Source organism: Nonomuraea sp. NPDC052116, from assembly GCF_040680035.1.
GTDB classification, from domain to species: Bacteria; Actinomycetota; Actinomycetes; order Streptosporangiales; family Streptosporangiaceae; genus Nonomuraea; species Nonomuraea angiospora_A.
Map to the genome: position 1 here is coordinate 68,991 of NZ_JBFAWA010000002.1, position 26,749 is coordinate 95,739.

A 26,749-nucleotide genomic window follows, 5' to 3' on the forward strand; every position below is an offset into this window, starting at 1 on the left:
TCAGCTGCCGGCAACCTGGTTGAGCAAGGCTCTGCGCTGCTGTTCCAATGCGACCAGCCTGCCGTACAGCCTATTGAACTCCTGTTCCCCATCGACTGGATTGAGCCGCTGGAGACGGGACTTGACCTGCGCGATCGCCCTGTCCACCGCCAACTTCTCCACCGCGGCCAGCAGGTCTGACCCATAGCGCTCTTCTGCCCCGGCGTCCGCTTTCAGGGGCTCCACGGCAAACCTGGAGACCAGTGTCTGTGCTGCTGAATCGTGGGCATGCTCGAGCAACCGATCGACCCACTCACGACCACCGTGTCCAGCCGAGGCGGCACCGCCCGCAGCGATGATCACCTTCTGCAGGACCGCGTGTTCGGGTGTGGTAAACGCTTGCTCATCGAGTGCGTCGAACCGAGGCCCAAGCAGAGCAGGCCGCTGAATAGCAAGCTTGAGTAGTTCGCTCTCGAACCGCACGTGGGGTCCAATCACCTCAGCCTTGGGGGCTCGTTGAGGGCGCCCTCGCTTGGCGTGCCAAACCTCGGTGATACGTCGCTGGACGAAACCCTCGTCCAGGAATCCCAGCCAGCCATCAAGATCGATGCTGTATCGCTTACGCAATCCAGGATCTTTGATCCCGGCCACGATCGGCGCGGCGGCGTCGAGTGCGGCGATCTTGCCTTCGTTGCTGCGCAGGTCGTAGCGGGAGATCGTGCTCCTGATCGCGAACTGGAAGAGCGGCTCCCGACTCGCGATGAGGTCCCGCACGGCCGCGTCGCCCTGCTTGACCCGCAGGTCGCACGGGTCGAGCCCGTCGGGCTGCACCGCGACGTAGGTCTGGGTGACGAACTTCTGCTCGTCGGCGAACGCCCGCAGCGCCGCCTTCTGCCCGGCCGCGTCGCCGTCGAAGGTGAAGATCACCTCGCCCCGGAATTCGGCCTGGTCGAGCAGGAATCTGCGCAGGATCTTGATGTGCTCCTCGCCGAACGACGTGCCGCAGGTGGCCACCGCCGTCGGCACTCCGGCCAGATGGCAGGCCATCACATCGGTATAGCCTTCGACGATCACGGCCTGGGCGCGCTTGGAGATCTCCCGTTTGGCGAGATCAATCCCATAAAGCACCTGGCTCTTCTTGTAAAGCGGCGAGTCAGGCGTATTCAGATATTTCGGACCATCATCGGAATCGAGCAACTTCCGCGCGCCGAATCCGATCACATCGCCCGTGGCGTCCCTGATAGGCCAGATCAGCCGCCCCCTGAAGCGGTCGATGGGCCCCCGCCGGCCCTCCTTGGCCAGCCCGCCCTTGACGATCTCCTCGGCGGTGAACCCGCGCCCCAGCAGATGCCGCGTCAGCGCCTCCCATTCGGCCGGCGCGTAGCCCACCCCGAACAGCTCGGCGTCGGCCCGCTCGAAGCCCCGCTCCGACAGGAACCGCCGCCCGGGCGCCGCGTCGGGCACGAGCAGCTTGTCCGCGTAGAACTCCGCCGCCGCCTTGTGCGCCTCGATCAGCCGGGCCCGCTCGCCGTGGTCGCGCCTGGGGACGTAGCCGCCCTGCTCGTACTGCAGCGTGATCCCGGCCCGCTGCGCCAGCCGCTCGACCGCCTCGCCGAACGACAGATGCTCGATCTTCTCGACGAACGTGATCACGTCGCCGCCCTCGGAGCAGCCGAAGCAGTTTCCGGTCAAAATATTGTCTTCTAGGACAAAGGCGTGCCCATGATCAACGGTGGCGCAGAACACCTCCTCGACGCGATCCGTCTCTTCGACCGACTTCACCACCCAGCCGCGCCTGGCGAACGCCTTCGCCGCGCCGGCGAACCTCAGGCGGTGCTCGTCGATCAAAAAGAAGGCCTCAGTGAGGTCCTCGTTGACGAAGTGGATGCGGAAGAGCGAGCTCGGCTCCCGGCCCGGAAAGCCCACGCGCACTTGCTCCGTGATGCCGTAGGTGCCGATCCCGAGCCTCGTGCACACGGTGCGGACGAACTCCAGCGTCGCCTTGTCCGCGCAGTTCAGGATAATCGTGCCGTCTTTGGCGACATGCCCGTCGGCAGCCAGGTAGCCCGCGAGCCAGCCATAAAGGTACGGCACGGACTCATCTAGCGGAGGGAGCTCCTTGAAGAACCGCGGCAGGTGGTGGACCAGGAGCTGCCTGCTGTTTCCCGAGGCACCATCGGATCCCTCCGTCACATAGCTGAGAGGGAACCACTTGAGCAGTTGTGCGTCCTTGACGCTGTCGAGCGTCGCCCTACTTCCCGTAGCGGCTCGGGTGCCGTCACCGAAGGTGATTCCATGGGCGACGCCAAAGGGCGATGGGGTGGTGCGCTTTATCCGTGAGCCTGGGAACACCGTGACCAGCCGCTGGCGCGGCTTCAGGTCTTTGGTGATGACCTCAGTCCGTTTATCCTGCCGCCGTCCGGACCGCACGAACCAGCGATGCTCAGGCGTGGCGAAGATCTCCTTCTGCTGCCCGTTGCGGCTCATCACGATCTTCATGAGCGGCTGGACCCCGAAGGACATGAACGGCGCGTCCACCCACATGCCGTCCGATGCGAGGATCCGGTGCACCCCGCCCGCAAGCTCGGCGATGGAACGCACGCCTTCCCACGTGATGACCCGCGTCTCTGCCGCCAGACAGAAGTACATCCCGCGCTCGGGGGTGACGTTGAAGGACGGGCTCTTCTCGTCGTGGAAAGGGCAAAGACCCTTGAGGTTGCCCCCACCGGCGTTGCGCAACTGGATGTGTTCGCCGATCACGTCGGCGATGGGTGAGCGCTCACGTACGAGCGCGATGTCGACGTCACGGATCCGGCCAGCCACACGGGTGAGTCTATTGCGCTCCTCCGACGTTCCCGGCACCTCCCGTCAGAATGACCTCACCTGTTCGGTTGCTAAAGAGGGAAACCGGCTCTGCGGGAGCTCCCGGTCGGCTACAAAGGTAAAGGTTGTCGGTGGAAACGGTGACACGGGTGGAGATCATGCGTACGGGGCATCTCGGACGATGGGCGGCCGTCACGGCCGCCCTGTTGCTGACCGGCGCCTGCTCCCAGGCCACCGGCCTGGCAGGGGTCAACGCGACCTCGCCGTCGACCGCGCCGGCCACGAGCCCGCCGGCCGCCGCGCCGCCCGGCGAATCGGCGGAGCCGGAGGCCGAGCACCAGGCGGCCGAGCAGCCGCCCAAGGGCGACGACCCGGTGAAGGTGCCGCCGCCGAAGATGTCGAAGTACGAGTACACCTTCCCGGTCAAGGGCTGCAAGACGACCTACCAGCGCCAGCTCCTCGTGCTGCCCAAGACGACGATCTGGGCGCCGCAGGGGTGCGCGTTCGTGGCCCCGATCGACGGCGTCGTGGACGAGGTGAACCTCCAGGACAAGTGGAGCCCGTCCACCGACGCGGGGGCCGCCCGCGAGGGCAGGTTCGTCACGATCATCGGCAAGGACGGCGTGCGTTACCTCGGCGGTCACCTCGACGCGGTCGCCGACGGCGTCCGGCCGGGTGTCCCGGTCAAGGCGGGCCAGCTGCTCGGGCGGGTGGGCCGGACGGGCAACGCCCGCGAAACCGGGCCCAATCTCTACTTCGCGATCTCGTGGAAGACGGGCCCGGCCTTCTGGTGGGTACGCAGGGGCATGGTCAAGCCGTGGGACTACCTCGACGCCTGGGCGACCGGCAACCGCACGTACTCGCCCAGGGAGGAGACGCTGGCGCTGCGCGGCAAGCTGGGCGAGACGCCGGGCTGCGCCGTGCAGTGCGGGTCGAAGAAGGTCCCGCAGGCCGGCAAGACCCAGGGCCCGAAGCCGAAGCGCACCGACGACGGCGTGGTCACCGTCACCCCGTCGATAGCTCCTTTTGGTCAACAATGACGCGTGACCTGATGAGCTCCTGGATCTCGTCCACGACGTCCCAGACGTTGACGTTCATGCCGGCGATCACGCGGCCCTCGCGCAGCCAGTACGCGATGAACTCCAGGCTCTCCGGCTCGCCGCGGTAGACGATCTCGTCGTAGCCCTCGATGTCGCCGGAGAACTCCATGCCCAGCTCGTACTGGTCGGTGTAGAAGTACGGGATCCGGTCGTAGACCACGTCCTGGCCGAGCATGGACCGGGCGGCGGCGGGGCCGCCGTGCAGGGCGTTGGCCCAGTGTTCGACGCGCAGGCGGCGCCCGTACAGGGGGTGGAAGGGCTCGGCCACGTCGCCGGCGGCGAACACGTCGGGGTGCGAGGTGCGCAGCGCGGCGTCGGTGTGGATGCCCTGGCCGACGTCGAGCCCGGCGTCACGGGCGAGCCCGACCTCGGGTGCGGCGCCGATGCCGACGACGACGAAGTCGGCGGCGAGCCGCTCGCCCGAGCTGAGCCGCACGCCCGTCTCGGTGATCTCGGCGGCGGCGGTGCCGAAGCGCAGGTCCACGCCCTTGCTGACGTGCAGGCGGGCGAACAGGTCGCCGAGCTCGTTGCCGAGCGGCCGGTTGAGCGCGGTGGGCTCGGGCTCGACGACGGTGACCTCGCAGCCGGCCGCGCGGGCGGCCGCCGCGGTCTCCAGCCCGATCCAGGAAGCGCCGACGATGAGCACGCTGCCCGCGCTCGCCAGGCGCTCTTTGAGCGCCTCGCTGTCGTGGACGGTACGCAGGTAGTACGCGGGCCCCGGCAGGCGTCGCGGCGTGGCGCCGGTGGCGATGAGCAGCTTGTCGTACCGCCGGCGCGAGCCGTCGCCGAGCCTGACCAGGTGGTTGTCGAGCTCGATGCGCGTGACGCGCGTGCCGAGCCGCAGATCGACGGCGTTGTCCGCGTACCACTCCGGGCCGTGGACGAAGATGCTCTCTCGTTCGCTCTTGCCCTGGAGGTACTCCTTGGACAGGGGCGGTCGTTCGTAGGGCCGTTCGTTCTCCGCGCCGATGAGCACGATCTCGCCGTCGAAGCCTTCCTCGCGCAACGTCTCCGCGGCCTTGGCCCCCGCGAGTCCGGCACCGACGATCACATATGTGGCCATGGGCGCAGTATCCGCCTGCGCGGGTCATGGGGAAAGCCGGGTGTACCGGATCATGGAGAAACTTGGTCAGCGGGAGAGCCTGCGGTGCCATGCCACGGCGGAGGTGTCGGTGAGCGAGGCGATCTGGTCGATCACCACGCGGACGCGGGCCGCGTCGTCGGCGGCGCCCAGGTACGCGGGCCTGAAGGCGGGCTCCAGCGTGCCCGGAGCGCCCAGCGTGATCATCGAGGCCAGTTCGGTGATGAGCTCGCGCTGCCTGGCCTGGTTGGCGTTGTGGTCCCTGGTGGCCATGACGTAGTGGGCGGTGACGCCCTTGAGCAGGGCGCACTCCAGGCGAGTGGCGTGGGGCACGACGAGGTCGGCGCGGTGGCGGGAGCCGTACACCTCCTTGGTGGCGGTCTGGGCCGAGCGGCAGAAGCGGCCGATGAGGCCGCTCGTGAGGGCTTTGAGCCCGGCCAGGTCGGCGAGCGTGGCCTCGAAGCGGCGCGGCCAGAGCGGGTCGGTGATCAGCTTGGCGAAGATCTCCTCCAGCTCGCCGAGGTCGGCGTTGGGGGCGTACCAGGTGCGGGTGGTCTCGCACACCAGCGTGCGCTCGATGGGCGAGCGCAGCGCCTCAGGGGTGACGTGGCCGGAGTGGAGCGCGTCCTCGAGGTCGTGCACGGAGTAGGCGACGTCGTCGGCCCAGTCCATGATCTGCGCCTCGAAGCTCACCCGCCCGTCCGGCGCGCCGTCCCGGATCCACCGGAACACGGGTAGATCATCTTCATATACGCCGAATTTTGCCGATTTTTCGCATGTCCAGGGATATTTGATGGAAGCGTCGAGCGCGGCCCGCGTCAGGTTGAGCCCGGCGCTGCGGCCGTCCTCCGTGAGGACCTTGGCCTCCAGCCTGGTGAGCAGGCGCAGGCTCTGCGCGTTGCCCTCGAAACCGCCGCACGAGGCCGACAGCGCGTTGAGCGCCATCTCCCCGTTGTGGCCGAAAGGTGGGTGCCCCAGGTCGTGCGCCAGGCACGCGGTCTCCACCAGGTCGGGATCGACGCCGAGCGTGGCGCCCATCTCCCTGCCGACCTGACCGCATTCGAGGGAGTGCGTGAGCCTCGTGCGCGGGATGTGCTGGCCGCCGCCGAGGGACTCGGCAGGGCCCACGACCTGCGTTTTCGCGGCCAGCCTGCGCAGGGCGGCACTGTGCAGCACGCGGGCGCGGTCGCGCTCGAATGCGGAGCGTTCGGGATTGCCGGGAGGTTCCGGAACCCAACGCTCCTGATCATGGTCATCGTAGTACGGCATTGCTTAGGTGATTTTATCCAGTTTCCGGTCTCCGCTAAGGTCGAGCCTCGCGAGAACCCCTTCCCCGGGAGCCCTCACCCCATGACGACAGCGTTCCGAGCAGTGCTGGCCTTCATCCTGCTCGCCGGCTTCTACGTTCTGGTCGGCCTCTTCCTGGTGGCCGCCATCTTCTTCGATGTCCTGCTCCTCGTGGACTTCCACGCGAACACCCTCAAGGCCGCGATCGTCCTCACCCTGGTCGCCGGCGCGCTCGTACAGGCCCTGTTCGTGGTGAGCCGCCGACAGGGCGGCGAGCAGCCGGGCGTGCCGATCGGGCGCGAGCACGAGCCCGCGCTCTGGCAGACGGTCGAGGAGCTCGCCCAGCGCGTGCGCACGGCGCCGCCGGACGAGATCCGGCTGGTGGCGGAGGTGAACGCGGCCGTTTCCGAGGACACGCGCTGGCTGGGGATGAAGGCGACGCGGCGGCGGATGTTCATCGGGCTGCCGCTGCTGCAGACGCTGACGGTGGATGAGCTGCGCGCGGTGCTCGGGCACGAGCTGGGCCACTACAGCGGCGCGCACACGCGGCTGGGCGCGCCGGTCTACCGGGGGCGGGTCTCGCTCCTCGCCACCGTCCAGGGGCTGCGCAACCACCCGTTCGTCCAGCGCCTGTTCACCTGGTACGCCAAGTTCTACCTGCGGGTCTCGCAGGCCGTCTCGCGCAAGCAGGAGCTGGAGGCCGACCAGTTCGCGGTCGCGATCGGCGGGCGGCAGGCCATGGCCGGGGCACTGCAGAAGATCCAGACCACCGCGACCGGCTGGGACCTCTACGTCGCCAACTACCTGTCGCTCACCGGCGCGGGCGGCACCAGGCCCCTCACGGTGTTCGGGGGCTTCCACGCGCTCATGAGCGACTCCGACCGGCAGGCCGAGATCGCCAAGCTGGGCGAGCAGCCGCAGGAGGTCTCGCCGTACGACTCCCATCCGAGCCTGACCGAGCGCCTGGCCGCCATCGAGCACCTGCCTGAGCCGCCGCACGTCCCCGACCCGCGCTCGGCCCTGACGCTGCTGCGCGACGCGAACGTGGCGGTGCAGGCCGTGGAGCAGTCCATGTGGACGCCGGAGGCGCTGACCGGGCTGCGGCCGGTGTCGTGGGAGGAGCTGGTGGCGCACGCCATGTACGCGGGCCGCAACGCCGACGCCCTCCATGACCTGGCGGTCGCCGGCCAGCGGGTGATGGGGGCCGCGCGGCCGTACCTGGACGCCGCCTTCGAGGCGATCGCCCGCGGCCGGCAGGCGGAGCTGGAGGCCGTCCTGCGCGAGCAGGGCTGGAACGCGTCGGAGACCCTGCTCGCCGGGGTGCTGGGGCAGGCGCTGGAGGCGGTGCTGATCCAGCTCGGCGAGGCCAAGTGGACGCTGTCGTGGTCGGGACCGGCGCGGCTGCTGTTCGACGACGGGGAGGAGGTGGCGCTGTCGGAGTACGCGGCCCAGGTGTCGGCCAACCCGGAGGCCGTCTCCGGGCTCCGGCGGTGGCTGGGGGACCACGGCATGCGCCACGACTACGTCCCGATCGAGGAGCCCTCCCCCGGGCAGCCCGCCGAGGCCGCGACCCCCTCGGTCTAACGCAGCGCCCGCTCGAATCCGGCGCGGTGCTCGGCGACCCAGTCGTGGCAGGCGCGCACCTGCGCCACCGCCCCCTGCTCGCGCAGCCTGATCGCGTACGCCAGCCCCTGCGCGGCATCCCGCTCGATGCCGCGCCGGCATCTGTCCTGCCACCAGAGGATCGTCTCGACCACCTCGCCGCGCTCCCGCAGCCCGTAGGCGTCGCAGATCAGCCGCACCCGCCGGGCCGCGTCGGCCGGGTCGGCGATCAGCGGGCCCAGGCCCGCGTACTGCCAGCAGACGTGCGCCACGTCGTGGACGCGCCGTCCCGGCCCCGCCAGGTCCCAGTCGATGAACGCCACCGGCCGCGGCTCCTCGCCCCGGTAGACGGTGTTCCTGGGCGACAGGTCGTTGTGGCAGACCACCTCCTCCTCCCCGGCCAGTGAGGTGCCGGCGGTCAGGTCGTGGAACTCCCGCACCAGCTCCGCGGCCCGCGCCAGGCTCTCGTCCGAGGCGACGCCGTCCGGCTGGACGTCCTCCCAGGCCACGTGGCCGTCCATGAAGCTCAGGATCTCCCGACCGCGCTCGTCGAGGCCCAGGAACCGGGGCGCGGCCGCCCATCCGCTCCGCTCGAAGAGGCGCAGCAGCTCGTGCACGTACGCGGCCCGCTGCCCGGGCATGCGGCGGACGGTGTCGCCGACGCGGACGACGGCGTTGACGAAACCCCCGGGGAGGTGTGTCTCGGACATGGTCTCCAGACTGTCGCATAGGTACGTGGTTTGAGGCTTTCACGCGGTCGATGGCCTGTTCAGCGCACAAAGTCTCACAGGGCAGTGCAATGAAACACTTGAAGGTATGACTGAGAGCGAAATCATCGAGTTCGTGTCCGGTTTCCCCGGAGTCGTGACCCAGACCATCGAGGCGAACAGCGAGGCCCCCGAGATGGCCTGGGGCGACACGTTCTTCTTCTACGACCCGGAAGGCACCCTGGAGGCCCATCCCCGGCAGCCGTTCGCCACGATCGTCATCAAGGACTACCCGGATTGGGACACCTTCTCCGACCTGAACAGGCCGGGCGTGTTCCGGCTCAACATCGCCGTCGGGCGCGCCACCCTCCAGCGGCTCGCCGGCGACGACTCCGAGGTCGACTACACGGCCGAGGACCGCGTCCTCCCCCACCCCAAGTACGCGACCCAGGGCTGGATCGCCATCGTGAACCCGGGCGAGCAGGCCCGCCCCCTCCTGACCGAGGCCCACGCCCGCGCCGTCGCCCGCCACCGCCCCCGCAAGACCTCCTGACCCCCGCGCCTGGCCGGTCCCCGGCCAGGCGCACCGAGGTCAGCGGGGTTCGTCGTCCCAGTCGGGGGGCGTCACCGTGCCGGAGAGCCAGTCGCGACGCAGGATCGCGTAGCCGACGGCGTCGTGGACCGTGCCGTCCAGGCCCGGCCACGACTCCCGGTAGTGCGACTCCTTGGCGTACCCGCTCTTGCGGAAGACCGCCCGCATCGCGTGGTTGTCCTGGCGGGTCGTGCCCTCGATCCGGGTGACCTGCGGGAGCTCGGTGAAGAGGTAGCCGGTCAGCCAGGCGACCGCCGCGGCGCCGAGGCCCCGGCCCCGCCATTCCTGCCCGATCCGCAGGTCGAACAGGGGGGTGTCGTCGGCGAGGTCCTGCAGCCGCACCAGGCCCGCGCGCTCCCCGTCGGCGAGCACCCAGAACGTCCTGGACTCCTCGTCGTCGTAGAGGCCGTCCGCCGCGCGCTCGCGCACGGTCTCGGGGTCCTGGACGCCCGCGTGAAAAGGCCATTCGTGCCCGGCGAGGAAGCCGACGAGCGCTTCGACGTCGTCCGGGGAGAATCGCGTGAACTCGATCTGCACCCCCGCATCCTTCTGACGGGCTCCGCGCGGGGTCAACCGAATTTCAGCGGGTCAGCCGATCACTCGCTCGGGGCTGTCCAGCCAGACCCGCTGCCCGTCGGGCGTGATCGTCACGCCGAACCGCTCCCGCTCCGGCTCGCCCCAGTCCGCCCACGTCCGGCGGGCGGCACCCGGCTCGGCGAGGACGTCCTCGGCCAGGACGGCGCCCGGCGGGGTGTCGCGCCGCGTCCACGTCATGGTCGTGAGCGGGGAGAACCGGCCGCCGGCCGTGCCGTCCGGCCCGACCACGAGCCGCAGGGCGTGCCCGTCGCCGTACGGCGCGACCACCACCCCGCCCGGCCTGGTCTGCGCGATCCAGGCGTACGGCACGGTCCGCACGGCGTACGTCGCGTGCACCCCGTCGTACGGCGCCCGCTCGGCCCAGCCCGCCGTGCCGTCGCCCACGACCAGGTGCGGGAGCGCTCCCGCGGCGGCCAGGTTCTTGGCGGCCTGCTCGGCCACGGTGGGCTCCGCCTCGATGGAGGTCACACTCCCCGACTGCCCGACCAGCCGGCACAGCAGGGCCGCGGTCCACCCCGTACGCGTGCCCACCTCCAGCACCCTCTGGCCCGGCGCCGGTCCGAGCAGCTCCAGCAGGTCGGCGACCGCGCTGGGCGCGGGACAGGAGCACCCGTCGGCGGCGACGATCGGGCGCCCGGCGTAAACGGCGTCCCACCAGGCCGGCGGGTCGGCCTCCCGGTCGATCGGCGCGCTCCGCCCGTCGCGTTCGGGCGACTCCCCCACCGGCGGTACGAACCAGTGGCGCGGGACCGCCCGCAGCGCCTGCTCGATCGGCCGGGTGAGGGGCGGGCGGTGGTCGGTGATCGCCGCGATCATCGCGTCGAGCCGCCACGCGATGTGCGTGAACATCACACCTCCCCGTTCGCGAAAGGATGCCCGCATTCGTGCCTCCCCACAGCTCCACCTCCATATCTCGGGAAACGCTATCCGTGACGGTACGACTACGATCCGGATGCGGCAAGGGTTTCCATGGAAGTCACCGCCGAGGTGGGCGACGCTGACATCCGGGCCGCGCGCCGGGTGAAGGAACGCCGTCAGGAGCGCCGCCAAAACGCTGCGTATCTTCCCGATCACCCAGTAAATTCGGAACCATCGCGCCAAACACCGGCGAGGGGGGATCGGGGTGCCCGGGAGCACGGCGATCGGCGGGCGTTACCAGCTGGTCACCTGCCTGGGCGGCGGCACCGCGACCGAGGTCTGGCTGGCCCTGGACCTGGGCCTCAACCGGGAGGTCGTGGTCAAACGCCTGCTGGCCGACAACCCCGGGTCCAGCCGGTTACGCGCCGAGGCGCGGGCCCTGGCCGCGTTCAACCACCGGCATGTGGTCACCCTGCACGACACGGTGGACGACCCGGAGACGGGCACGTTCTGGCTCGTGATGGAGCACGTGCCCGGCGGGAGCCTGGACGGCCGGACCATGTCGCCGGAGCGGGCGGCGCACGTCGGCGCGCAGATCGCGGACGCGCTGGCCGCCATGCACGCCGAGCGCATCGTGCATCTCGACGTGAAACCGGCCAACATCGTCGCCGCCGATGACGGCGTCGTGAAACTGGCCGACTTCGGCGCCGCGTACCGGGTCGGGGGCCGCGACACGATCACCTCGAACGGCGCCATCAGCTACACCGTCGCCTACGCCGCCCCCGAGGTCATCAGGGGGCAGCCCGACCCCAGGTCCGACGTGTTCTCCCTCGGGGCCACCCTCTACGCGCTGGTCGCCGGCTGCCCGCCGCGCCGGGGAGCCGGCGACACGGAGTCGGACGCCGACATCGTGGCGTGGCGGGCCGCGCATTCGGACGTCTCGCTGACGGCGGACGTGGGGCCGCTGGACGGGCTGCTGCGGGAGATGCTGCGGCTGGACCTCCGGGAGCGGCCGGATGTCGGGGACGTACGGAAACGGCTGGCCGAGATCACCGGAACGCCGCCGCCGGTCCCCGCACGGCGACGGTTTCCGCTCCTCGTGGCGGCGGTGGCCGCCGCGGCGGTGCTGATCGCCGCCGTGTCCGCCCTCGGACAACGCGGCACACCGCCGCCCAGGGCCTCGGCCCCCGCCTCCCCTGCGCAAGCGGGGGACCTCTTGATCGGCGACCCCCGCACGGCCGACCCCTGCGCCATGACCGACGCCACCGCGCTCGACCGGTTCGGCACGACCGAGCTCGACCGCGACTACGGGAACTTCGACCGGTGCGACATCAGAGTGTCCCCGCCGGGCGGCGGAGTCGTGGACGTCGCGGTGGACCTCAACCACGACCCGCCGCCCGAGCAGCTCGGGGCGGCGCGGACCGTGGGCGGGATCACGGTGGCCGACGACCCCGCCGAGAGCGACCGGTGCTCGCGGACGCTCGTGCTGCCCGGCGTGGACGACGTCATCGTGAAAGTCCGGGCGCGGTGGGAGGGCGACGAGGGCAAGGCCGAGCTCTGTGAGATCGCCAACGCCGCCGCCACCGTCGCGGCGCGGGCGCTCGGCAGGGGCCCGCTCGAACGCCGTGCCCCGCCGCTCCCGGCCACGTCGCTGGCGCAGCGGGACGCCTGCGCGCTGCTGTCCGGCAAGGCCCTGGAGGCCGTCCCGGGGATCGACGCCGCCGGCCCGGACGTCGGGTTCGGCGGGTGGGACTGCGAGTGGGACAGCACCACCAGTGACACCTGGGTGGACCTGGACTTCGACCGCGACCATCCCCCCACCGCCGAGGACGGGACGGCCACCCGGATCAACGGCTACCGCGCCTTCGTCCGGCCGGACCGGGAGGAGCGGACCTGCGAGGTCGAGGTGGTGTTCCGCCCGTACACCGATCAGGACGGCCGGACGGCGGTCGAGGAGGTAATCCTCGTGGTCGGCGGCTCGCGTCCCATGGACCGGCTGTGCGGGATGGCCACCGCGCTCGCCCGCTCGGCCACCGCCGAGCTGCGCGGCTCCTGACGTCACGCTCCCGGGGAGGGTCCCGGAGAGGTTGGGGCACCATACGGCTGCGTCCGACAAGCACCAAGGAGGCGAACAGATGAGCGCTCCCCACAGCCTCGCCCACGGCGTGGACCCGGCCGTCCCGGGCACCCTGCACGCCCGCACCATCATGGGCGGCATCAGGGTCGCGCCCCGCCCGGGCCGCCACGTCCGCTTCGGCCGCGACCAGCGCCCGAACGTCGACCTGCGGGTGGGCGCGGACGACCAGTCCGTGAGCCGCCTGCACGCCGAGGTGACGTACGAGGACAGCCGGTGGTGGCTGCGCAACCTGGGGCAGCAGCTCGTCCGCCTGCCGCGCGGCCAGCTGATGCACAGCTCCACCGACCCCGTCCCGCTGGCGCCGGGCTACACGCCGCTGTTCATCAGGGGCTCCGGCTACCGCCAGCACCTGGTGGAGCTCCACGTCACGGGCGCCTACGGCGACACCCAGGCCGACCTGCACGCGGCCGCGACCACCCCGCCGAAGATCTGGGGCCTCAGCGAGACGGAACGCCTGCTCCTGGTGGTGCTGGGCGAGCGCTACCTGCTGTACGAGGAGGCTCCGCGCCCGTTGACGTACAACCAGGCCGAGGCCCGGCTGGCCTACCTGCGGCCCGGGGAGAAATGGCGGGCGGGCATCGTCGAGGACCGGATCGAGGCCGTGCGGCACCGCCTGCACGCCGCCGGTTTCCCGTACCCGCTGCGCCACGACCGGTCGGAAGGCCGCCCGTACGACAACAACCTCCTGCACAACCTCCTCAGAGGCCTGGTGGAGTCGACCACCCTCGTCCCCCCGGACCTGGACCTCCTGGAGACCCCATGAAACGATCTGGCCCTGGGATCCGGGCGCCCCGTATCGTCGCCGCATGACCACTGTGCTCTGCGTACCGCAATGGCAAGGCTCGGCGTCCGGCAGCGCGCCGCGGCTGATGGCCGGTGCCCGCCGCGCCGCCGCGCTCGTCCCGGCCGACGCGGTGGTGACCGTGCCGGTGCTCGAGACCGGCGGGGACAGGGCCGCCGGGGTTCGCGCGTACGACGTGCTCGTGGAGAACCAGCGGCTGACGCGCGAGGCACTGGCCGGCATCGACGACCGGGTGATCACCGTCGGCGGCGACTGCGCGGTCGACATCGCGCCGATCGACGCCGCCCACGCCCGCTACGGGGACGCTCTGACGGTGCTGTGGATCGACGCGCACCCGGACGTCTACAGCCCGCGGACCCTGCCGTCGGGCGCCTTCCACGGGATGGTGGTGCGCGCGCTGCTCGGCGACGGCCCGACCGGCCTCACGGCGGAGCGGCCGCTGCGACCGCACCAGGTGATCATCGCCGGGGAGCGGGCGGGCGACGTGTCCGAACACGAGTACCTCGCGAAGACCGGCCTGCGCAGGTACGGCGTGAACGACCTGGAGCGCGTGCTCGACGATCTGAGCGGCCCCGTGTACGTACACGTCGACCTCGACGTCCTGGAGCCCACCGCCTTCGGCTCGACCTGCTACCCGGAGCCGGACGGGGTTCGGCCGCAGCGGCTGATCGACCTCGTCTCCCAGGTGGACGACGTCGTCGGGGCGGCCATCACCGAACACGCGCCGTCCGGCGACGACGCCGACCCCGGCGAGGCCGAGGTGATCCGTCGCCTGGGCGCCGCGCTGACGCGCTGACGAATACGATCGGTCGGGTGAAGTACTTGCTGCTGATATGCGGAGACAGCAAGGCCTACGAGGAGATGCTGGCCGCCTCGGTCAGCACGGCGAGTTGGAGGACACCCCGTTGTCGGCGCCCATGCCGAAGGTCGTCTGGCCGCGCACCAAGGGGGACGCCGCCCTCGAACAGGGCGAGGACATCACCCTCTAGAGCCCTCTAGAGCCCTCTAGAGCCGCTCACGCCAGGTCGAGCCCGGCGAGCTGGGCCCGGCTGGTCACGTTGAGCTTGGGAAAGGCCCGGTACAGGTGATAGCTGACGGTCTTGGGGCTGAGGAAGAGCTGCGCGCCGATCTCCTTGTTGGTGCGCCCGGCCGCGGCCAGGCGAACGATCTGCAGCTCCTGCGGGGAGAGCGCCGACAGCGCATCGGCCCCGGCGGCGACGAGACCGGTGTCGCCGGCGGCACGCAGTTCGTGGCCTGCGCGTTCCGCCCAAGGCCGCGCGCCCAGGCGCTGGAAGGTCTCGAGCGCGGCGCGCAGTTGCGCGCGAGCCGCGCCCTTGTGCCGGTCCCTGCGCAGGCGCTCGCCGTAGACCAGCGCGGTGCGCGCCGACTCCCAGGGGTGGCCGCCGCCGGCGTGCAGTCGTACGGCGGAGCGGAAATGGTCGTGCGCTCGTTCCCCGTCGGGTTCGAGCAGGGCCCGGCAGCGGTGCAGTACGGCCTGCGCCCAGGCCTGGCCGGATGCCTCCGCCCATGCCTCGTAGCGGCGCAGCGGCTGCTCGGCGGGCAGGCTGAGCCGGGCCGCAGCCTCGATCTGGTCGGGGGCGAAGTGGACGGTCTGGAACTGGTGGCGTGCCGGCCCGGCCAGGGCCGTCTCCAGCCGGTCCAGAGCCACGGCGTGGCGGCCCCGGCCCAGATCGAGCAGGGCCTGCGCCCACTGGGCCCAGGCCAGGCCGTTGACGATGCCGTTGGCGTCGTACTGCTGGTGCGCGGCGGCGGCCAGCTCGGCGCACCGGTCCGCGTCGCCCCGGGCGGCGGCGATCCAGGCGAGCATGCCCCGCATGCAGCCGGCCCTGCTCGGCCGGCCGGTCTCGGCGGTCAGATGCAGGCCCTCGGTCGCGGTGGCCGTCGCGTCCGTGAACCTGCCGAGGAAGATCTCGCTGGTGGCGAGCGTGATGTGGAGGACGGCCAGCTTGCCGAGCTCGCCGCTGGTGCGGCATTCGTCGGCGGCGGCGCGGGCGATCTCCCACGCGGCCTGGAAGTCACCGGTCTGGAGGGCGAAGTAGGAGGCGTTGATCCGGCGTGAATGCATTTCCGGGGTGATCCGGCGGCCCTTGGACACGAGCTCCCGCATGACCGGCAGGGCGGCGGCGGGGCCTTCTGTCAGCAGCAGCGCCGTTCCCAGGGCGGCCTGTCTGGCGAGGTCGAGGTCGTCCTCCGGGCGCAGGTCCAGCTCCCGCAGCCGGTCGGCGGCCTCGACGAGCCTGCCGGCGTCGCCGAACCGGTTGGCATTGCGGGCCGCCTCGACCAGCATCAGGCCCGCGGCGGCGCGGTCGTCGCCGGCCACGTCCGCGGCGCCCTTGAGCAGCAGGTCGTGGGCCAGGTGAGGGGCACCCTGGTCGAGGGCGATCCTGGCCCGCAGCTTGGGGAGCGTGGTGCGGGCCGACGTGGCCGGCACGAGCGCGGTGGCGGCCTCGACCAGCCGCTGGGCCCGCTGCGACTGGCCCGACTCAGTGGCGTGCACGGCGGCCGAGAGCAGCCGGCGCCCCTTGAGCTCCTTGTCCTGGCTCAGCTCGGCCGCCCGCTCGAACGCGGTGCAGGCGCTGACGCTCGCGCCGCGGTCCCCGGCTCGGCGGGCCATGTCCTCCAGCGCTCGCGCGGCCGCCTCGTCGGGACCCGTCGCGGCGGCTGCCAGGTGCCAGGCCCGCCGGTCGGGCCGATCTGCCAGCAGACCGGCCAGGGTCCGGTGCACCGCCAGGCGCAGGTCGTACGTGCTGAGCTGGAAGACCGCCGCGCGCATGAGCGGATGGGCGAAGCGCACCTGCCGGCCGGCGATCGTGACCAGCTCCGCGCGCTCGGCCGCGCCCAAAGCGGCGGGTTCGATGCCGAGCGCGGCGCAGGCTTTCGTGATCACGTTCAGGTCCCCGTCGTCCGCCAGCGCAGTGATCAGGAGCGCGGTCCGGGCGGCTTGGGGCAGGCGGCCGACGCGGGCGGCGTAGGCCAGCCGGAGGCGTTCCGGCAGCGGCAGCGGACTGTGGTCGTAGAACGGCAGGTCGGCGGTGCGCGGCAGTTCGAGCAGGGCGAGCGGGTTGCCCGCGCTCTCCTTGAGGATCTTCAGGCGGATTGAGCCGGTGAGGCCGGGCGCGGCGTCCGCGAGCACCTGCGCGGCGCTACGGTCGTCCAGGCCGCCGAGCCGCCGTCCGGGCAGGCTCCCGAGGTCGAAGCCGTCGCGCGCGCCGAACAGCATCACGACGCCCTCCGCGTGCAGCCGGTGCGCGGCGAAGCGCAACACGCCCGCCGAAGCCGGATCCAGCCAGTGCGCGTCGTCGACCAGGCACAGCAGCGGCTCCTCCTCGGCCAGCTCCGCCAGCAGCGACAGCACGGCCACGCCGACGTGGAACCGGTCGTCGGCCCGCGCGGGCGCCAGGCCCAGGGCACCCTCCAGCGCCGCCGCCTGGGGCTCGGGCAGCGACTCAAGGTGGCCGAGCGCGCCGCGCAGGAGCAGGTGGAGCGAGGCGTACGGGATGTCGGCCTCGGTCTCGACGCCCAGGCCGCGCAGCACCCGCATGTCCTGGGCGCGTTCCCCGGCGTAGGTCAGGAGGGCGGTCTTGCCGATCCCCGGCTCGCCCCCGAGCACCAGCACGCCGGAGCGTCCGGCGCGAGCCTGGTCGAGCAGCACGTCAATGGCCTGCTGTTCAGACTCCCGCCCCCGAAGCATGGGACGAATCCTAGTCATTCATCCGGTACCGCCCAGGTCTCGGCCTTCATAGCGTCACCGTCATGAATTCCACGCAAGCGGTCGACCTCAGCTCGGTCACCAAACACTACGCACACGGCGTCACGGCGCTCGACGACGTGTCGATCGGCTTCGCCGCCGGCACGTTCACCGCCGTGATGGGACCGTCGGGGTCGGGCAAGTCGACGTTGCTGCAGTGCGCCGCGGGGCTCGATCGGCCGAGTTCGGGGCGGGTGACGGTGGACGGCCGGGACCTGGCGACGCTCAGCGACAAGAAGCTGACGCTGCTGCGGCGCGACCGGATCGGGTTCGTCTTCCAGTCCTTCAACCTGCTGCCGTCGCTCACCGCCGCCCAGAACGTCGCCCTCCCGCTGCGCCTGGCCGGCCGCCGCCCCGACTCCCAGCAGGTGCGCCAGAGCCTGACCGCGGTGGGCCTGGCCGGGCGCGTCAACCACCGGCCCGCCGAGATGTCCGGCGGCCAGCAGCAGCGCGTCGCCATCGCCCGCGCTCTGGTCACCCGGCCGGCGGTGCTGTTCGCCGACGAGCCCACCGGCGCCCTGGACGCCAACACCAGCCGCGAGGTGCTCCGGCTGCTGCGCGAACTCGTCGACCAGCAGGCACAGACCATCATCATGGTCACCCACGACCCGGTGGCCGCCGCCCACGCCGACCGCGTGGTGTTCCTGGCCGACGGCCGGGTCTACGGGGAGCTCCATGACCCGAGCGCCGAGCAGGTCGCGACCCGGATGCTGCAGCTGGAGGCGTCGTGCTGAGGATCGCCTGGTCCACGCTGCGCGTCCGGTGGTCGTCCTTCGCCGGCACGTTCGTCGCCCTGGCGTTCGGCGCGGCCCTCATGGCCGCGCTCGGCCAGGTGCTGGCCTCCAGCATCTCCTCGCCCGACCGAGGGCCACAGCGGTACGCCGCCGCGCCCGTCGTGGTGGTGCCCGACGAACGGCTCACCGTGCGGAGCCCGCTCGGGGAGAGTGGCGCGCCGCTGGCCGAGCCGCGCGGGCTGGCTCCCGAGCTGGCCGGGCGCATGCCCGGGGCCGTGGTGGATCGCATCTTCGCCGCGCAGCTCGCCGGTGGCCCGCCCGCCGTCGGCCGTCCCTGGTCCGCCGCCCGTACGGCGCCGCAGCGGCTGTCGTCGGGACGGGCGCCCGCCGCGGACGACGAGATCGTCGTCACCGCCGGCGCCCAGGTCGGGCGGCGGGTCCAGGTGGTGACCGCGGCGGGGACCCGGTCGTACCGGGTGGTGGGGATCGCCTCGGCGGGGCCGCAGCCGACCGTGTTCTTCACCGACGAGCGGGCCGCCCGGCTGTCACCGCGGATCGACGCGCTGGCCGTGTGGCGCCCCGCCGCCGAGGTCGGCGCCGCCCTGGGCCAGTCGACCGCGGGCCGGACCAAGCTGGGCCAGACCACTGGGGACCGGGCCACCTCGGACCAGCCCACCCCGGGCCAGGCCATCACATCCGGGGCAGCATCGCGTCAGAACGGGACCCCCGCGATCTCGACCGAGGTCAAAGTGCTGACCGGCCAGGAGCGGGCGCTGCTCGACCCGTCCCGCAAGAGCGACGAGCAGGCCCGCAACAACGCCAACACGATCGCCGGCATCGCCGCGGGTTTCGCCGGGTTCATCGCCGTGTTCGTGGTCTCCTCCACCTTCGCCTTCGCGGTCGGGCAGCGGCAGCGAGAGTTCGCCCTGCTCCGCACCGTAGGCGCGACCACCGGCCAGGTCAGGCGCATGGTGTACGGCGAGGCACTCCTGGTCGCGATCGCCGCCTCCACGCTCGGCGCGCTGACCGGCCCCCTCGCCACCCGGCCGATCCTGGACCTGCTGAGCTCCCTCGGCATGGCGCCCGCCTGGCTGGTGCCCTCCACTTCCCCGATACCTTCGTACGTGGCCTTCGGCACGGGAGTGCTGGTCGCCGTGCTCGGCGTGGTCGTGGCCGCCTGGCGGGCGGGCCGGGTGCGGCCCGCGGAGGCGCTGCGGCAGGCGGCGGTGGAGCCGCGGGCCATGACGCCCGGGCGCTGGATCGCCGGCGGAGGCCTGCTCGCCACCGCCGTCATCAGCATGGCCGTCAACGCCGTCAGCGACCCGTCGGGCGCGACCAACAACAAGACCTTCATGCCCATCGTCATGCTGCTCATCGCCGCCGCCGGGCTGCTCGCCCCGGTCCTCGTCCGCCCGGTCGCGAACCTGCTCGCCGCCCCGCTCGGACGGCTGCGCGGCGCGGGCGCTCTCGTGGTCCCCGCCGGCGCCGTCGCCTCCACGAGGCGTACCGCCGCCACGGCCGCGCCGGTCCTGATGACGGTCGCGCTGGCCGCCACCCTGCTCGGCGCCGCGGCGATGACCGACGCCACCAAGGCCGCGATGCGGATCGACCCCGTACGCGCCGACTACCTGGTGCTGCCGTCCGGCACGGCCGGGCTGGATCGGCAACTCACCGAACGCCTGCGCGCCGTCCCCGGCGCCGACGTCACTACCGTGACCCCGACCAGCCTCTACACTCTCGAAGGCGCCGGGACCCAGCTCATCCAGCGGCCCGCCGAGGCCGTGAACCCGGCCACACTCACGACCGCCCTGTCGGTGCCCGTGACCGCCGGATCGCTCGCGGAGCTGCGCGACGACACGATCGCCGTCTCCCCCACCTGGGAGGTGAACCTGGGCCAGCGGGTGCGGCTGTGGCGGGCCGACGGCAGCCAGGTGTCCCTGACGGTCGTCGCACTGCTCGGCGCCGACTCCACCGCGGACGCGTACGTCACCCCGGCGCACGCGCTGTCCACCCTGCCCTCGCTCGCCTACGTGAAGCTGCGTCCCGGCACCTCCGCCGCCAAGGCGCTGGAGCAGGCCGTAGAGGGGCACAACGCCCGTTCCATAACCAAGGCCGCCTGGGCCGGGACCGTCACCGGCCGCGCCGCCTCAGCCAGCCGTCTCGGCCTGCTGGCCGTGCTCGGCATCATGCTGAGCTACACCGTGATCGCGCAGGTCAACACCCTGCTCATGGCGGCCCCCGACCGGGCGGGCGAGCACGGAGCGCTACGCCTGCTCGGCGCCACCAAGGGGCAGGTCCTGCGATACGTCGTGGCCGAGGCGCTGCTGGTCGTGGCGGTCGGCGTGCTCCTCGCCGCCCTCGCCACCGCGCTCGGTCTGCTCGGACTGTACGCCGCGCTGCTGCAACTGGCCGGCCCCGTGACGATCGACGTGCCCTGGCAACCGGTCATCGGGGTGATCGCCCTCTGTTCGATGCTCGCGGTGCTGGCGACCGTGCTGCCCTCAATCCGTGTCCGGGCAGTGGCGATCCCCAGGTGAATCCGGTGCCCAGAGGCGAAAGGGCTTGTTTCGGTAGTGGATCACCTGGGTGGTCCACTACCGAGATGAGCTTCGTATGGGTCAAGGTGATTTGACCGCCGCACAGTGGGCGATGCTGGAACCGCTGTTGCCGGATGGCAGGAAGGCGGGCCGCCCGCCGCCTGCGGTGCTCTTGCCGCCACGGGATCCTGCACGATCTGGACGACTGTGAACCGTACGTCTGGGAAGCCGCTACGGTAAGCGTGAGCGGATCTACCAGGGCGCCCTCGACGTCGCCTCGGTCCGAGTCCGGCTCCGGCGCCCGTCACCTGATCACAGGACTCCCTTTGTGCCGCCGGGCAGAACATCGACTTGAGAATGTCCGTGATGCGCCTCGGCACGGTGAGGCGCTCGTCACCGTCCATGGCCACCGTCACGGACACGGCGAACTGCCGGCGGCCGTCGGAGGAAGTGGTGGCCACCTGGTGCTCGTGCTCTCGCGCTTGGCAGTCAGGACGGCTGGACTTGGTCCCAGCGGGCGATGGCTTCGGTGGGGTCCGGGCTCACGAGGCGTTCCAGACCGGCCGTCGTGATCTTCGCCCACTTGCCGGCCCGTGCCCACATCTGTTCCTCGAAGGCGCGGACAGCCTCGTCCAGATCGCCAGGGCCGGGGGCGGCGACGACGGACTCGGCGAGTTCGGCGCCTTCCAGCATCGCGAGGTTCGCGCCCGCCCCCAATGGGGGCATCAGGTGGGCGGCGTCGCCCAGGAGCGTCACCCCGGGGACGTGGGCCCAGGTGTGGGACACGGGCAGGACGTAGAGGGGGCGGTGGACGAAAGCGGTGCCGTGGCGGAGGAGGTCGAGGACGGGAGCGGCCCAGCCGTCGAACATAGCCAGCAGTCTTGATCGCACGGCCTCGACGTCAGCCAGGTCCAGGCCTGCGTCCAGGCCCATATGCCGGTCCACGTTCGTGTGCCAGTCCAGCGGCGCGCGGAACCGGGCGTACACCTTGACGTGGCCGCCGCTGTTGCGCTGGGCGACGAGGGAGCGGTTCACGCCGTACACAGCCATGGAACCGTCGCCGACCAGCCGGGCGAGGTCGGGGTGGCGGGTGTCGACGTCGTCCAGGGAGGTCTCGACCGAGGTGATGCCGGTGTAGTGCGGCGTCGCGGACGAGACTGCCGGGCGGACCCGGGACCAGGCGCCGTCCGCGCCGACCACGAGGTCGAACGTCTCCTGCCGCCCGTCCGCGAAATGGACCAGCACGCCGTCCCGGGTCCCCGGCACCACCTCGGTCACGCCCCGCCCCCACTGAACGTCCAGGGAGCCGAGCAGCAGGTCACGGAGTTGCCCGCGGTCGATCTCGGGATTGGCCAGGTCATCCGGACGGGGTTGCCAGTCGCGGAGGACGGTCCCGTCCGTGTCCAGGATGCGCATGGCCTGCCCCTCGGGACGGGACAACGCCTGGAACTCCGCCAGCAGCCCCGCCTTGCTCAGCGCGAGCTGGCCCAGCCCTTCGTGCAGGTCCAGCATGCCGCCCGGGGGTCGGGCGTCGGGGCCGGGATCGCGTTCGAGGACGGTGACGGGGTGATCGTGGCGGTGCAGGACGCGGGCGAAGGTAAGGCCGGCAGGGCCGCCCCCAATCACCGCGATACGGTGTCTCATGTCGATATACTGTATTTATCTTTTACGGTGTATCGCAACAGTACGATGTAACCCATGACTGTGTGGGACCGGCCGGAGCCGCCGACTCGCCCCGCGCCGCTCGACCGGGAGCGGATCGTCGCCGCCGCCGTCGCGCTGGCCGACGAGGGCGGGCTGGAGGCGGTGTCGTTGCGCAAGGTGGCCGCCCGGCTGGACGTCGGCCCGATGCGGCTGTACGGATACATCTCCACCAAGGAGGAGCTGTTCGACCTCATGGTGGACGAGGTCCACGCCGAGATCCTCCCCGAGGAGCAGCCCGGCGACTGGCGGGAGGTGCTGCGCATCCGCGCCCACCTCACCAGGCGGGCCACCCTCCGTCACGAATGGCTGGCCGACCTGCTCGGCGGCCGTCCGACCCTGGGCCCGAACGCCCTCGCCGTGACCGAGGCCACGCTGGCCGCCCTCGACGGCCTCGCCGACCTCGACACCGTCATGCGAGCCGTGGAGACCGTCAGCGCCTACATCACCGGTGCGCTCAGGCGCGAGATCGCGAACCTGCGGGCCGAGCGCGCCACGGGCCTGTCCAAGCGCGACTGGCAGCGCGCCTCCGGCCCGCATGTGAGGAGGATGCTGGCCACGGGCCGTTTCCCGGCGCTGTCCAAGGCCGTGCACGACGGCACGGAGGTGGACGCCGAGGTGTCCTTCGCGACCGGCCTGGACTGGGTCCTCGACGCCGTGGCCGCCAAACTCACCCGGCCGCCGGGGTGACGCTCAGGATTTCCAGGTGACGTCCGTGGCACCGCGGACTCGCGCAATGGCCAACTGCTCCTTGGGCGGGTGCCGGCGAGCGAAGCGAGCGGTCCAGCGGGTCCACCCGGTAACCAGGTAACGCGGGTGGGTGCCGGCGGGCGAAGGTCAGCGGGTGTCGGAGTCTGAGTCGGTCAGGGCGGCGCGGCCGGCTTCCAGGCGGGCTATCGGGATGCGGAACGGGGAGCAGGAGACGTAGTCCAGGCCCACGTCGTGGCAGAAGTGGACGGAGTCGGGGTCGCCGCCGTGTTCGCCGCAGATGCCCAGGTGCAGGTCCGGGCGGGTGGAGCGGCCCTCCTCGACCGCGATCTTGATCAGGCGCCCGACGCCCTCCCGGTCCAGGGTCTCGAACGGGGAGACGCCGAAGATGCCCAGGTCGAGGTAGCGGGAGAAGAACGCCGACTCCACGTCGTCCCGTGAGAAGCCCCAGGCCATCTGGGTCAGGTCGTTGGTGCCGAAGGAGAAGAACTCCGCCGCCTCCGCGATCTGGGCCGCGGTCAGGGCCGCCCGAGGGACTTCGATCATGGTGCCGATCAGGGCCGCCACGCCGCTCTCCGCGAGGATCCTCGCCGCCTCCTCCCGTACCGACTCCAGCTCCTGTACGGCCGCCACCAGCGGGATCATGATCTCCGGCCGTGCGCCCGGCACCTCCTTGGCCGCCTGGGCGATGGCCCTCACCTGCATGGCGAACAGGCCCGGGATCACCAGGCCGAGGCGGACGCCGCGGAGGCCGAGCATCGGGTTCTGCTCGTGGAGGCGCTTCACCGCCGCCAGGAGCTTGCGGTCCTTGTCCGTGGTCTCGTCCGTGGCGACCTTGACCGACAGGTCCACGATGTCGGGAAGGAACTCGTGGAGCGGCGGGTCGATCAACCGAACTGTGACGGGATTTCCGTCCATAGCCCTAAATATCTCGGTGAAGTCGGCCTTCTGGAGCGGCTCCAGCGCGTCCAGGGCCGCCTGGCGGGCCTCGTCCGTCGACGCCAGGACCAGGTCCTCCACGAGCTGCCTGCGCTCGCCCAGGAACATGTGCTCCGTCCGGCACAGCCCGATCCCCTGCCCTCCGAACCGGCGGGCCCGCGCCGCGTCGTCCGGGGTGTCCGCGTTCGCCCGCACGCCCAGCCGCCGGACCGAGTCCGCGTGGCGCATGATCCGGTCCACGGCCTTGACCAGCTCGTCCTCCGGCTCGGCGCCCTCGAAGTACTCGACCACGGCCGAGTCCACGACCGGCACCTCGCCCAGGTAGATCTCCCCGGACGTCCCGTCGATCGAGATGACGTCGCCCTCCGACACCACCACCCCGCCGGGCGCGGCGAAGCGGCCTTCGCGCGTCGAGACCTCCAGCTCCTCGGCCCCGCACACGCACGTCTTCCCCATGCCCCTGGCCACCACGGCGGCGTGCGAGGTCTTGCCGCCCCGGCTGGTCAGGATGCCCTTGGCGGCGATCATGCCGGCCAGGTCGTCGGGGTTGGTCTCGCGGCGGACGAGGATGACGTCCTCACCCTGCTCCGACAGCTCCACGGCCCGCGCGGAGGTGAAGACGACCTTGCCCACGGCCGCGCCGGGCGAGGCGTTCATGCCCTTGGCGATCTTCTTCTTGTCCGCGCCGCCGTCGAAGCGGGGGAACATGAGCTGCGCCAGCTGGTCGCCGGTGACGCGGGTGACGGCCTCGTCGATCGTGATCAGGCCCTGGTCCACGAGCTGGGTGGCGATGCAGAACGCGGCCGCCGCCGTGCGCTTGCCGACCCGCGTCTGCAGCATCCACAGCTTGCCGCGCTCGATCGTGAACTCGATGTCGCACAGGTCCCGGTAGTGGTTCTCGAGGGTCTCCATGATCCCGAGCAGCTCGTCGTACGAGCGCTTGTCGATGCGCTCCAGCTCCTCCAGCGGGATCGTGTTGCGGATGCCGGCCACCACGTCCTCGCCCTGGGCGTTCTGCAGGTAATCGCCGTAGATGCCCTGCCTGCCGGTGCCCGGGTCGCGGGTGAAGGCGACGCCGGTGCCGGAGTCGTTGCCGACGTTGCCGAAGACCATGGCCACGATGTTCACTGCGGTGCCGAGGTCGGCGGGGATGCGTTCCTGGCGGCGGTAGAGGATGGCCCGGGGAGCGTTCCAGGAGTCGAAGACCGCCATGACGGCCAGGCGCATCTGCTCGCGCGGGTCGGTGGGGAAGTCCTTGCCGGTCTGCTCGTGGACGATGCCCTTGAACGTCTCCACGAGCCCCTGCAGCTCGCCCGCGTCGAGGTCGGTGTCCTGGCGCTTGCCCTTCAGCGCGTCGAGCGCGTGCTCGAACAGGTCGCCGTCGATCCCGAGCACCGTCTTGCCGAACATCTGGATGAGCCGCCGGTAGGAGTCCCACGCGAAGCGGTCGTTGCCGCCCGCCTGCTTGGCCAGGCCATGCACCGACTCGTCGTTGAGCCCGATGTTGAGAACGGTCTCCATCATGCCCGGCATGGAGAACTTCGCCCCGGAGCGCACGCTCACCAGCAGCGGGTCGTCGGCCTGCCCGAGCCGCCGGCCCATCTGCTTCTCGAGCGCGTCGAGGTGCGCGGCGACCTCCCGCTCGAGGCCGTCCGGTACGACGCCCGCCGCCAGGTAGTGACGGCAGGCGTCGGTGGTGATCGTGAATCCGGGGGGAACGGGGAGCCCGAGGTTGGTCATTTCGGCAAGGTTCGCTCCCTTGCCGCCAAGAAGATCCTTGAGATTCCTGTTGCCCTCGGTGAAGTCGTAAACGTACTTGGCCACCACACGCTCCAATCAACGCCTCTGCCCGGACTCTACCGGCGAAATTGATGATGAAACTGCACTCCTCGGATAAGTCATCGTTTGCGCTGGTCAAAGCCCCATCAGAGGTCTAATCCAATTATAGTTCTGGAAGACCATAAATTGGATTAGACCAATTGGTTTACACCAATTCTTGAGAAAGGTGGCGTATGGGTGCAGAATCGGATCACACCCCCACCAGGAGGCCCCCATGGCCACTCCTACCAAGCCCAAGCGACGCGCCCGTATCATCGCGGGAACCGCAAAAACGGCCGTCGATTCGGCGATCTACCTCGATGATCGCCTGCCCTTCGCCCGCTGGCTCCGCCCCCAGCTGCGCAAGCTGTTCCCGAGCCACTGGTCGTTCCTGCTGGGCGAGCTGGCGCTCTACTCGTTCGCGCTGCTGGTGCTGACGGGCACGTTCCTCACGCTGTTCTACAAGCCCAACCCCGACGTGGCCTTCGCGTCCGCGGCGGAGATCAGCCTGGACGTGCGGGGCGGGCTGCTGATGCGGCAGCTCCACCACTGGTCGGCGACGGTGTTCGTGCTGGCGATCGTGGCCCACCTGTGCCGCGTCTTCTTCACCGGCGCGTTCCGGCGGCCGCGCGAGCTGACGTGGGTGCTCGGGGTGGTGCTGTTCGGGCTGGTGCTGTTCGAGTCGTTCCTGGGCGTCTCGCTGCCCGGCGACCAGCTCGCGATGGCCGGGCTGCGGCAGGCGCAGGGGCTGCTGCTGTCGATCCCGGTGGTGGGGACGTACCTGTCGGCGTTCGCCTTCGACGGCGAGTTCCCCGGGCAGGTCCTCCCGCGCGTCTTCGTCACCCACGTGCTGCTGGTGCCGGGGATCCTGATGGCGGTCGTGCCGCTGCACGCGCTGATCCTGACCTGGCGGCAGAAGCACACTGAGCGAAGGAGCTCGCGACGAGAGAGCGAGGGACGAGCCAACGAGGAGCGAAG

At 71.2% G+C, this 26,749-nt stretch carries 19 protein-coding genes; 10 read left to right on the forward strand and 9 right to left on the reverse strand.

The window, feature by feature from the left end:
• The gene (gene dnaG, locus AB0L65_RS03200; protein WP_364239823.1) at nt 1-2,802 is read right to left on the reverse strand and encodes a DNA primase; all 2,802 of its coding nucleotides are present in this window, start codon (nt 2,800-2,802) and stop codon (nt 1-3) included.
• Between the two features lie 131 nt (nt 2,803-2,933).
• Here dnaG and AB0L65_RS03205 point away from each other — a divergent pair, with 131 nt between their 5' ends.
• The gene (locus tag AB0L65_RS03205) at nt 2,934-3,842 is read left to right on the forward strand and encodes a M23 family metallopeptidase (RefSeq protein WP_364239824.1); all 909 of its coding nucleotides are present in this window, start codon (nt 2,934-2,936) and stop codon (nt 3,840-3,842) included.
• On the opposite strand, the gene AB0L65_RS03210 is transcribed toward AB0L65_RS03205, so the two are convergent.
• A complete protein-coding gene (locus AB0L65_RS03210) occupies nt 3,808-4,965 on the reverse strand; it encodes an FAD-dependent oxidoreductase (protein WP_364239825.1) in 1,158 nt (385 codons plus the stop codon). The genes AB0L65_RS03205 and AB0L65_RS03210 overlap by 35 nt on opposite strands.
• 66 nt (nt 4,966-5,031) lie before the next feature.
• On the reverse strand, nt 5,032-6,252 hold the full coding sequence (locus AB0L65_RS03215) for a deoxyguanosinetriphosphate triphosphohydrolase (protein WP_364239827.1): 1,221 nt from the start codon (nt 6,250-6,252) through the stop codon (nt 5,032-5,034).
• An 81-nt stretch (nt 6,253-6,333) separates the two neighbouring features.
• Between AB0L65_RS03215 and AB0L65_RS03220 the strand changes: the two genes are divergently transcribed.
• Nucleotides 6,334-7,854 carry a M48 family metallopeptidase gene (locus AB0L65_RS03220; protein WP_364239828.1) on the forward strand — a complete coding sequence of 507 codons (1,521 nt, stop codon included), beginning with the start codon at nt 6,334-6,336 and terminating at the stop codon, nt 7,852-7,854.
• Here the strand turns inward: AB0L65_RS03220 and AB0L65_RS03225 are convergent.
• Nucleotides 7,851-8,582, reverse strand: coding sequence for a phosphotransferase (locus AB0L65_RS03225; RefSeq protein WP_364239830.1), 732 nt, complete (start codon nt 8,580-8,582; stop codon nt 7,851-7,853). The two genes, AB0L65_RS03220 and AB0L65_RS03225, sit on opposite strands and share 4 nt — an antisense overlap.
• 106 nt (nt 8,583-8,688) lie before the next feature.
• Between AB0L65_RS03225 and AB0L65_RS03230 the strand changes: the two genes are divergently transcribed.
• Entirely contained in the window at nt 8,689-9,132 is a 444-nt protein-coding gene (locus AB0L65_RS03230; protein ID WP_364239832.1) for a DUF6194 family protein, read from the forward strand.
• 39 nt (nt 9,133-9,171) lie between these two features.
• On the opposite strand, the gene AB0L65_RS03235 is transcribed toward AB0L65_RS03230, so the two are convergent.
• A complete protein-coding gene (locus AB0L65_RS03235) occupies nt 9,172-9,708 on the reverse strand; it encodes a GNAT family N-acetyltransferase (protein WP_364239833.1) in 537 nt (178 codons plus the stop codon).
• Between the two features lie 51 nt (nt 9,709-9,759).
• Nucleotides 9,760-10,617: a methyltransferase domain-containing protein gene (locus AB0L65_RS03240; RefSeq protein WP_364239835.1), complete on the reverse strand. Its 858-nt coding sequence runs from the start codon at nt 10,615-10,617 to the stop codon at nt 9,760-9,762.
• 274 nt (nt 10,618-10,891) lie between these two features.
• Between AB0L65_RS03240 and AB0L65_RS03245 the strand changes: the two genes are divergently transcribed.
• From AB0L65_RS03245 to AB0L65_RS03255, 3 genes are all read left to right on the forward strand, one after another.
• The gene (locus AB0L65_RS03245; RefSeq protein WP_364239837.1) at nt 10,892-12,682 is read left to right on the forward strand and encodes a protein kinase; all 1,791 of its coding nucleotides are present in this window, start codon (nt 10,892-10,894) and stop codon (nt 12,680-12,682) included.
• 79 nt (nt 12,683-12,761) lie between these two features.
• The gene (locus AB0L65_RS03250) at nt 12,762-13,526 is read left to right on the forward strand and encodes an FHA domain-containing protein (RefSeq protein ID WP_364239838.1); all 765 of its coding nucleotides are present in this window, start codon (nt 12,762-12,764) and stop codon (nt 13,524-13,526) included.
• Nucleotides 13,527-13,569: 43 nt separating this feature from the next.
• Nucleotides 13,570-14,361: an arginase family protein gene (locus AB0L65_RS03255; protein ID WP_364239840.1), complete on the forward strand. Its 792-nt coding sequence runs from the start codon at nt 13,570-13,572 to the stop codon at nt 14,359-14,361.
• A gap of 219 nt (nt 14,362-14,580) precedes the next feature.
• Here AB0L65_RS03255 and AB0L65_RS03260 read toward each other — a convergent pair whose 3' ends face one another.
• Nucleotides 14,581-17,277: an AAA family ATPase gene (locus tag AB0L65_RS03260; protein ID WP_364239842.1), complete on the reverse strand. Its 2,697-nt coding sequence runs from the start codon at nt 17,275-17,277 to the stop codon at nt 14,581-14,583.
• Nucleotides 17,278-17,339: 62 nt separating this feature from the next.
• On the opposite strand from AB0L65_RS03260, the gene AB0L65_RS03265 reads away from it, so the two are divergent.
• Complete coding sequence (locus AB0L65_RS03265; RefSeq protein ID WP_364239844.1) at nt 17,340-18,068, forward strand: ABC transporter ATP-binding protein; 729 nt, start codon at nt 17,340-17,342, stop codon at nt 18,066-18,068.
• Nucleotides 18,062-20,605 (forward strand): ABC transporter permease, encoded by a 2,544-nt coding sequence (locus tag AB0L65_RS03270; RefSeq protein WP_364239846.1) that lies wholly within the window; start codon nt 18,062-18,064, stop codon nt 20,603-20,605. Before AB0L65_RS03265 ends, AB0L65_RS03270 begins: the two co-directional genes overlap by 7 nt.
• 489 nt (nt 20,606-21,094) lie before the next feature.
• Here the strand turns inward: AB0L65_RS03270 and AB0L65_RS03275 are convergent, their stop codons facing one another.
• On the reverse strand, nt 21,095-22,249 hold the full coding sequence (locus tag AB0L65_RS03275) for an NAD(P)/FAD-dependent oxidoreductase (RefSeq protein WP_364239848.1): 1,155 nt from the start codon (nt 22,247-22,249) through the stop codon (nt 21,095-21,097).
• Nucleotides 22,250-22,303: 54 nt separating this feature from the next.
• Between AB0L65_RS03275 and AB0L65_RS03280 the strand changes: the two genes are divergently transcribed.
• Nucleotides 22,304-22,996 carry a TetR/AcrR family transcriptional regulator C-terminal domain-containing protein gene (locus AB0L65_RS03280; RefSeq protein WP_364239850.1) on the forward strand — a complete coding sequence of 231 codons (693 nt, stop codon included), beginning with the start codon at nt 22,304-22,306 and terminating at the stop codon, nt 22,994-22,996.
• A 147-nt stretch (nt 22,997-23,143) separates the two neighbouring features.
• On the opposite strand, the gene ppdK is transcribed toward AB0L65_RS03280, so the two are convergent.
• Nucleotides 23,144-25,777, reverse strand: a complete 2,634-nt coding sequence (ppdK, locus tag AB0L65_RS03285) for a pyruvate, phosphate dikinase (protein ID WP_364239852.1) — start codon at nt 25,775-25,777, stop codon at nt 23,144-23,146.
• A gap of 229 nt (nt 25,778-26,006) precedes the next feature.
• On the opposite strand from ppdK, the gene AB0L65_RS03290 reads away from it, so the two are divergent.
• Nucleotides 26,007-26,749: cytochrome b N-terminal domain-containing protein (locus AB0L65_RS03290; protein ID WP_364239854.1), on the forward strand; the 743-nt coding region annotated here is incomplete at its 3' end.

Excerpts from the sequence above, each read along its gene's own strand:
- AB0L65_RS03240 (WP_364239835.1), bottom strand. The coding sequence starts at position 10,617 with ATGTTCACGCACATCGCGTGGCGGCTCGACGCGATGATCGCGGCGATC.
- AB0L65_RS03230 (WP_364239832.1), top strand. The coding sequence starts at position 8,689 with ATGACTGAGAGCGAAATCATCGAGTTCGTGTCCGGTTTCCCCGGAGTC.
- AB0L65_RS03275 (WP_364239848.1), bottom strand. The coding sequence starts at position 22,249 with ATGAGACACCGTATCGCGGTGATTGGGGGCGGCCCTGCCGGCCTTACC.
- AB0L65_RS03225 (WP_364239830.1), bottom strand. The coding sequence starts at position 8,582 with ATGTCCGAGACACACCTCCCCGGGGGTTTCGTCAACGCCGTCGTCCGC.
- AB0L65_RS03260 (WP_364239842.1), bottom strand. The coding sequence starts at position 17,277 with ATGCTTCGGGGGCGGGAGTCTGAACAGCAGGCCATTGACGTGCTGCTC.
- AB0L65_RS03220 (WP_364239828.1), top strand. The coding sequence starts at position 6,334 with ATGACGACAGCGTTCCGAGCAGTGCTGGCCTTCATCCTGCTCGCCGGC.
- AB0L65_RS03250 (WP_364239838.1), top strand. The coding sequence starts at position 12,762 with ATGAGCGCTCCCCACAGCCTCGCCCACGGCGTGGACCCGGCCGTCCCG.
- AB0L65_RS03255 (WP_364239840.1), top strand. The coding sequence starts at position 13,570 with ATGACCACTGTGCTCTGCGTACCGCAATGGCAAGGCTCGGCGTCCGGC.
- AB0L65_RS03265 (WP_364239844.1), top strand. The coding sequence starts at position 17,340 with ATGAATTCCACGCAAGCGGTCGACCTCAGCTCGGTCACCAAACACTAC.
- AB0L65_RS03280 (WP_364239850.1), top strand. The coding sequence starts at position 22,304 with ATGACTGTGTGGGACCGGCCGGAGCCGCCGACTCGCCCCGCGCCGCTC.
- AB0L65_RS03215 (WP_364239827.1), bottom strand. The coding sequence starts at position 6,252 with ATGCCGTACTACGATGACCATGATCAGGAGCGTTGGGTTCCGGAACCT.
- AB0L65_RS03210 (WP_364239825.1), bottom strand. The coding sequence starts at position 4,965 with ATGGCCACATATGTGATCGTCGGTGCCGGACTCGCGGGGGCCAAGGCC.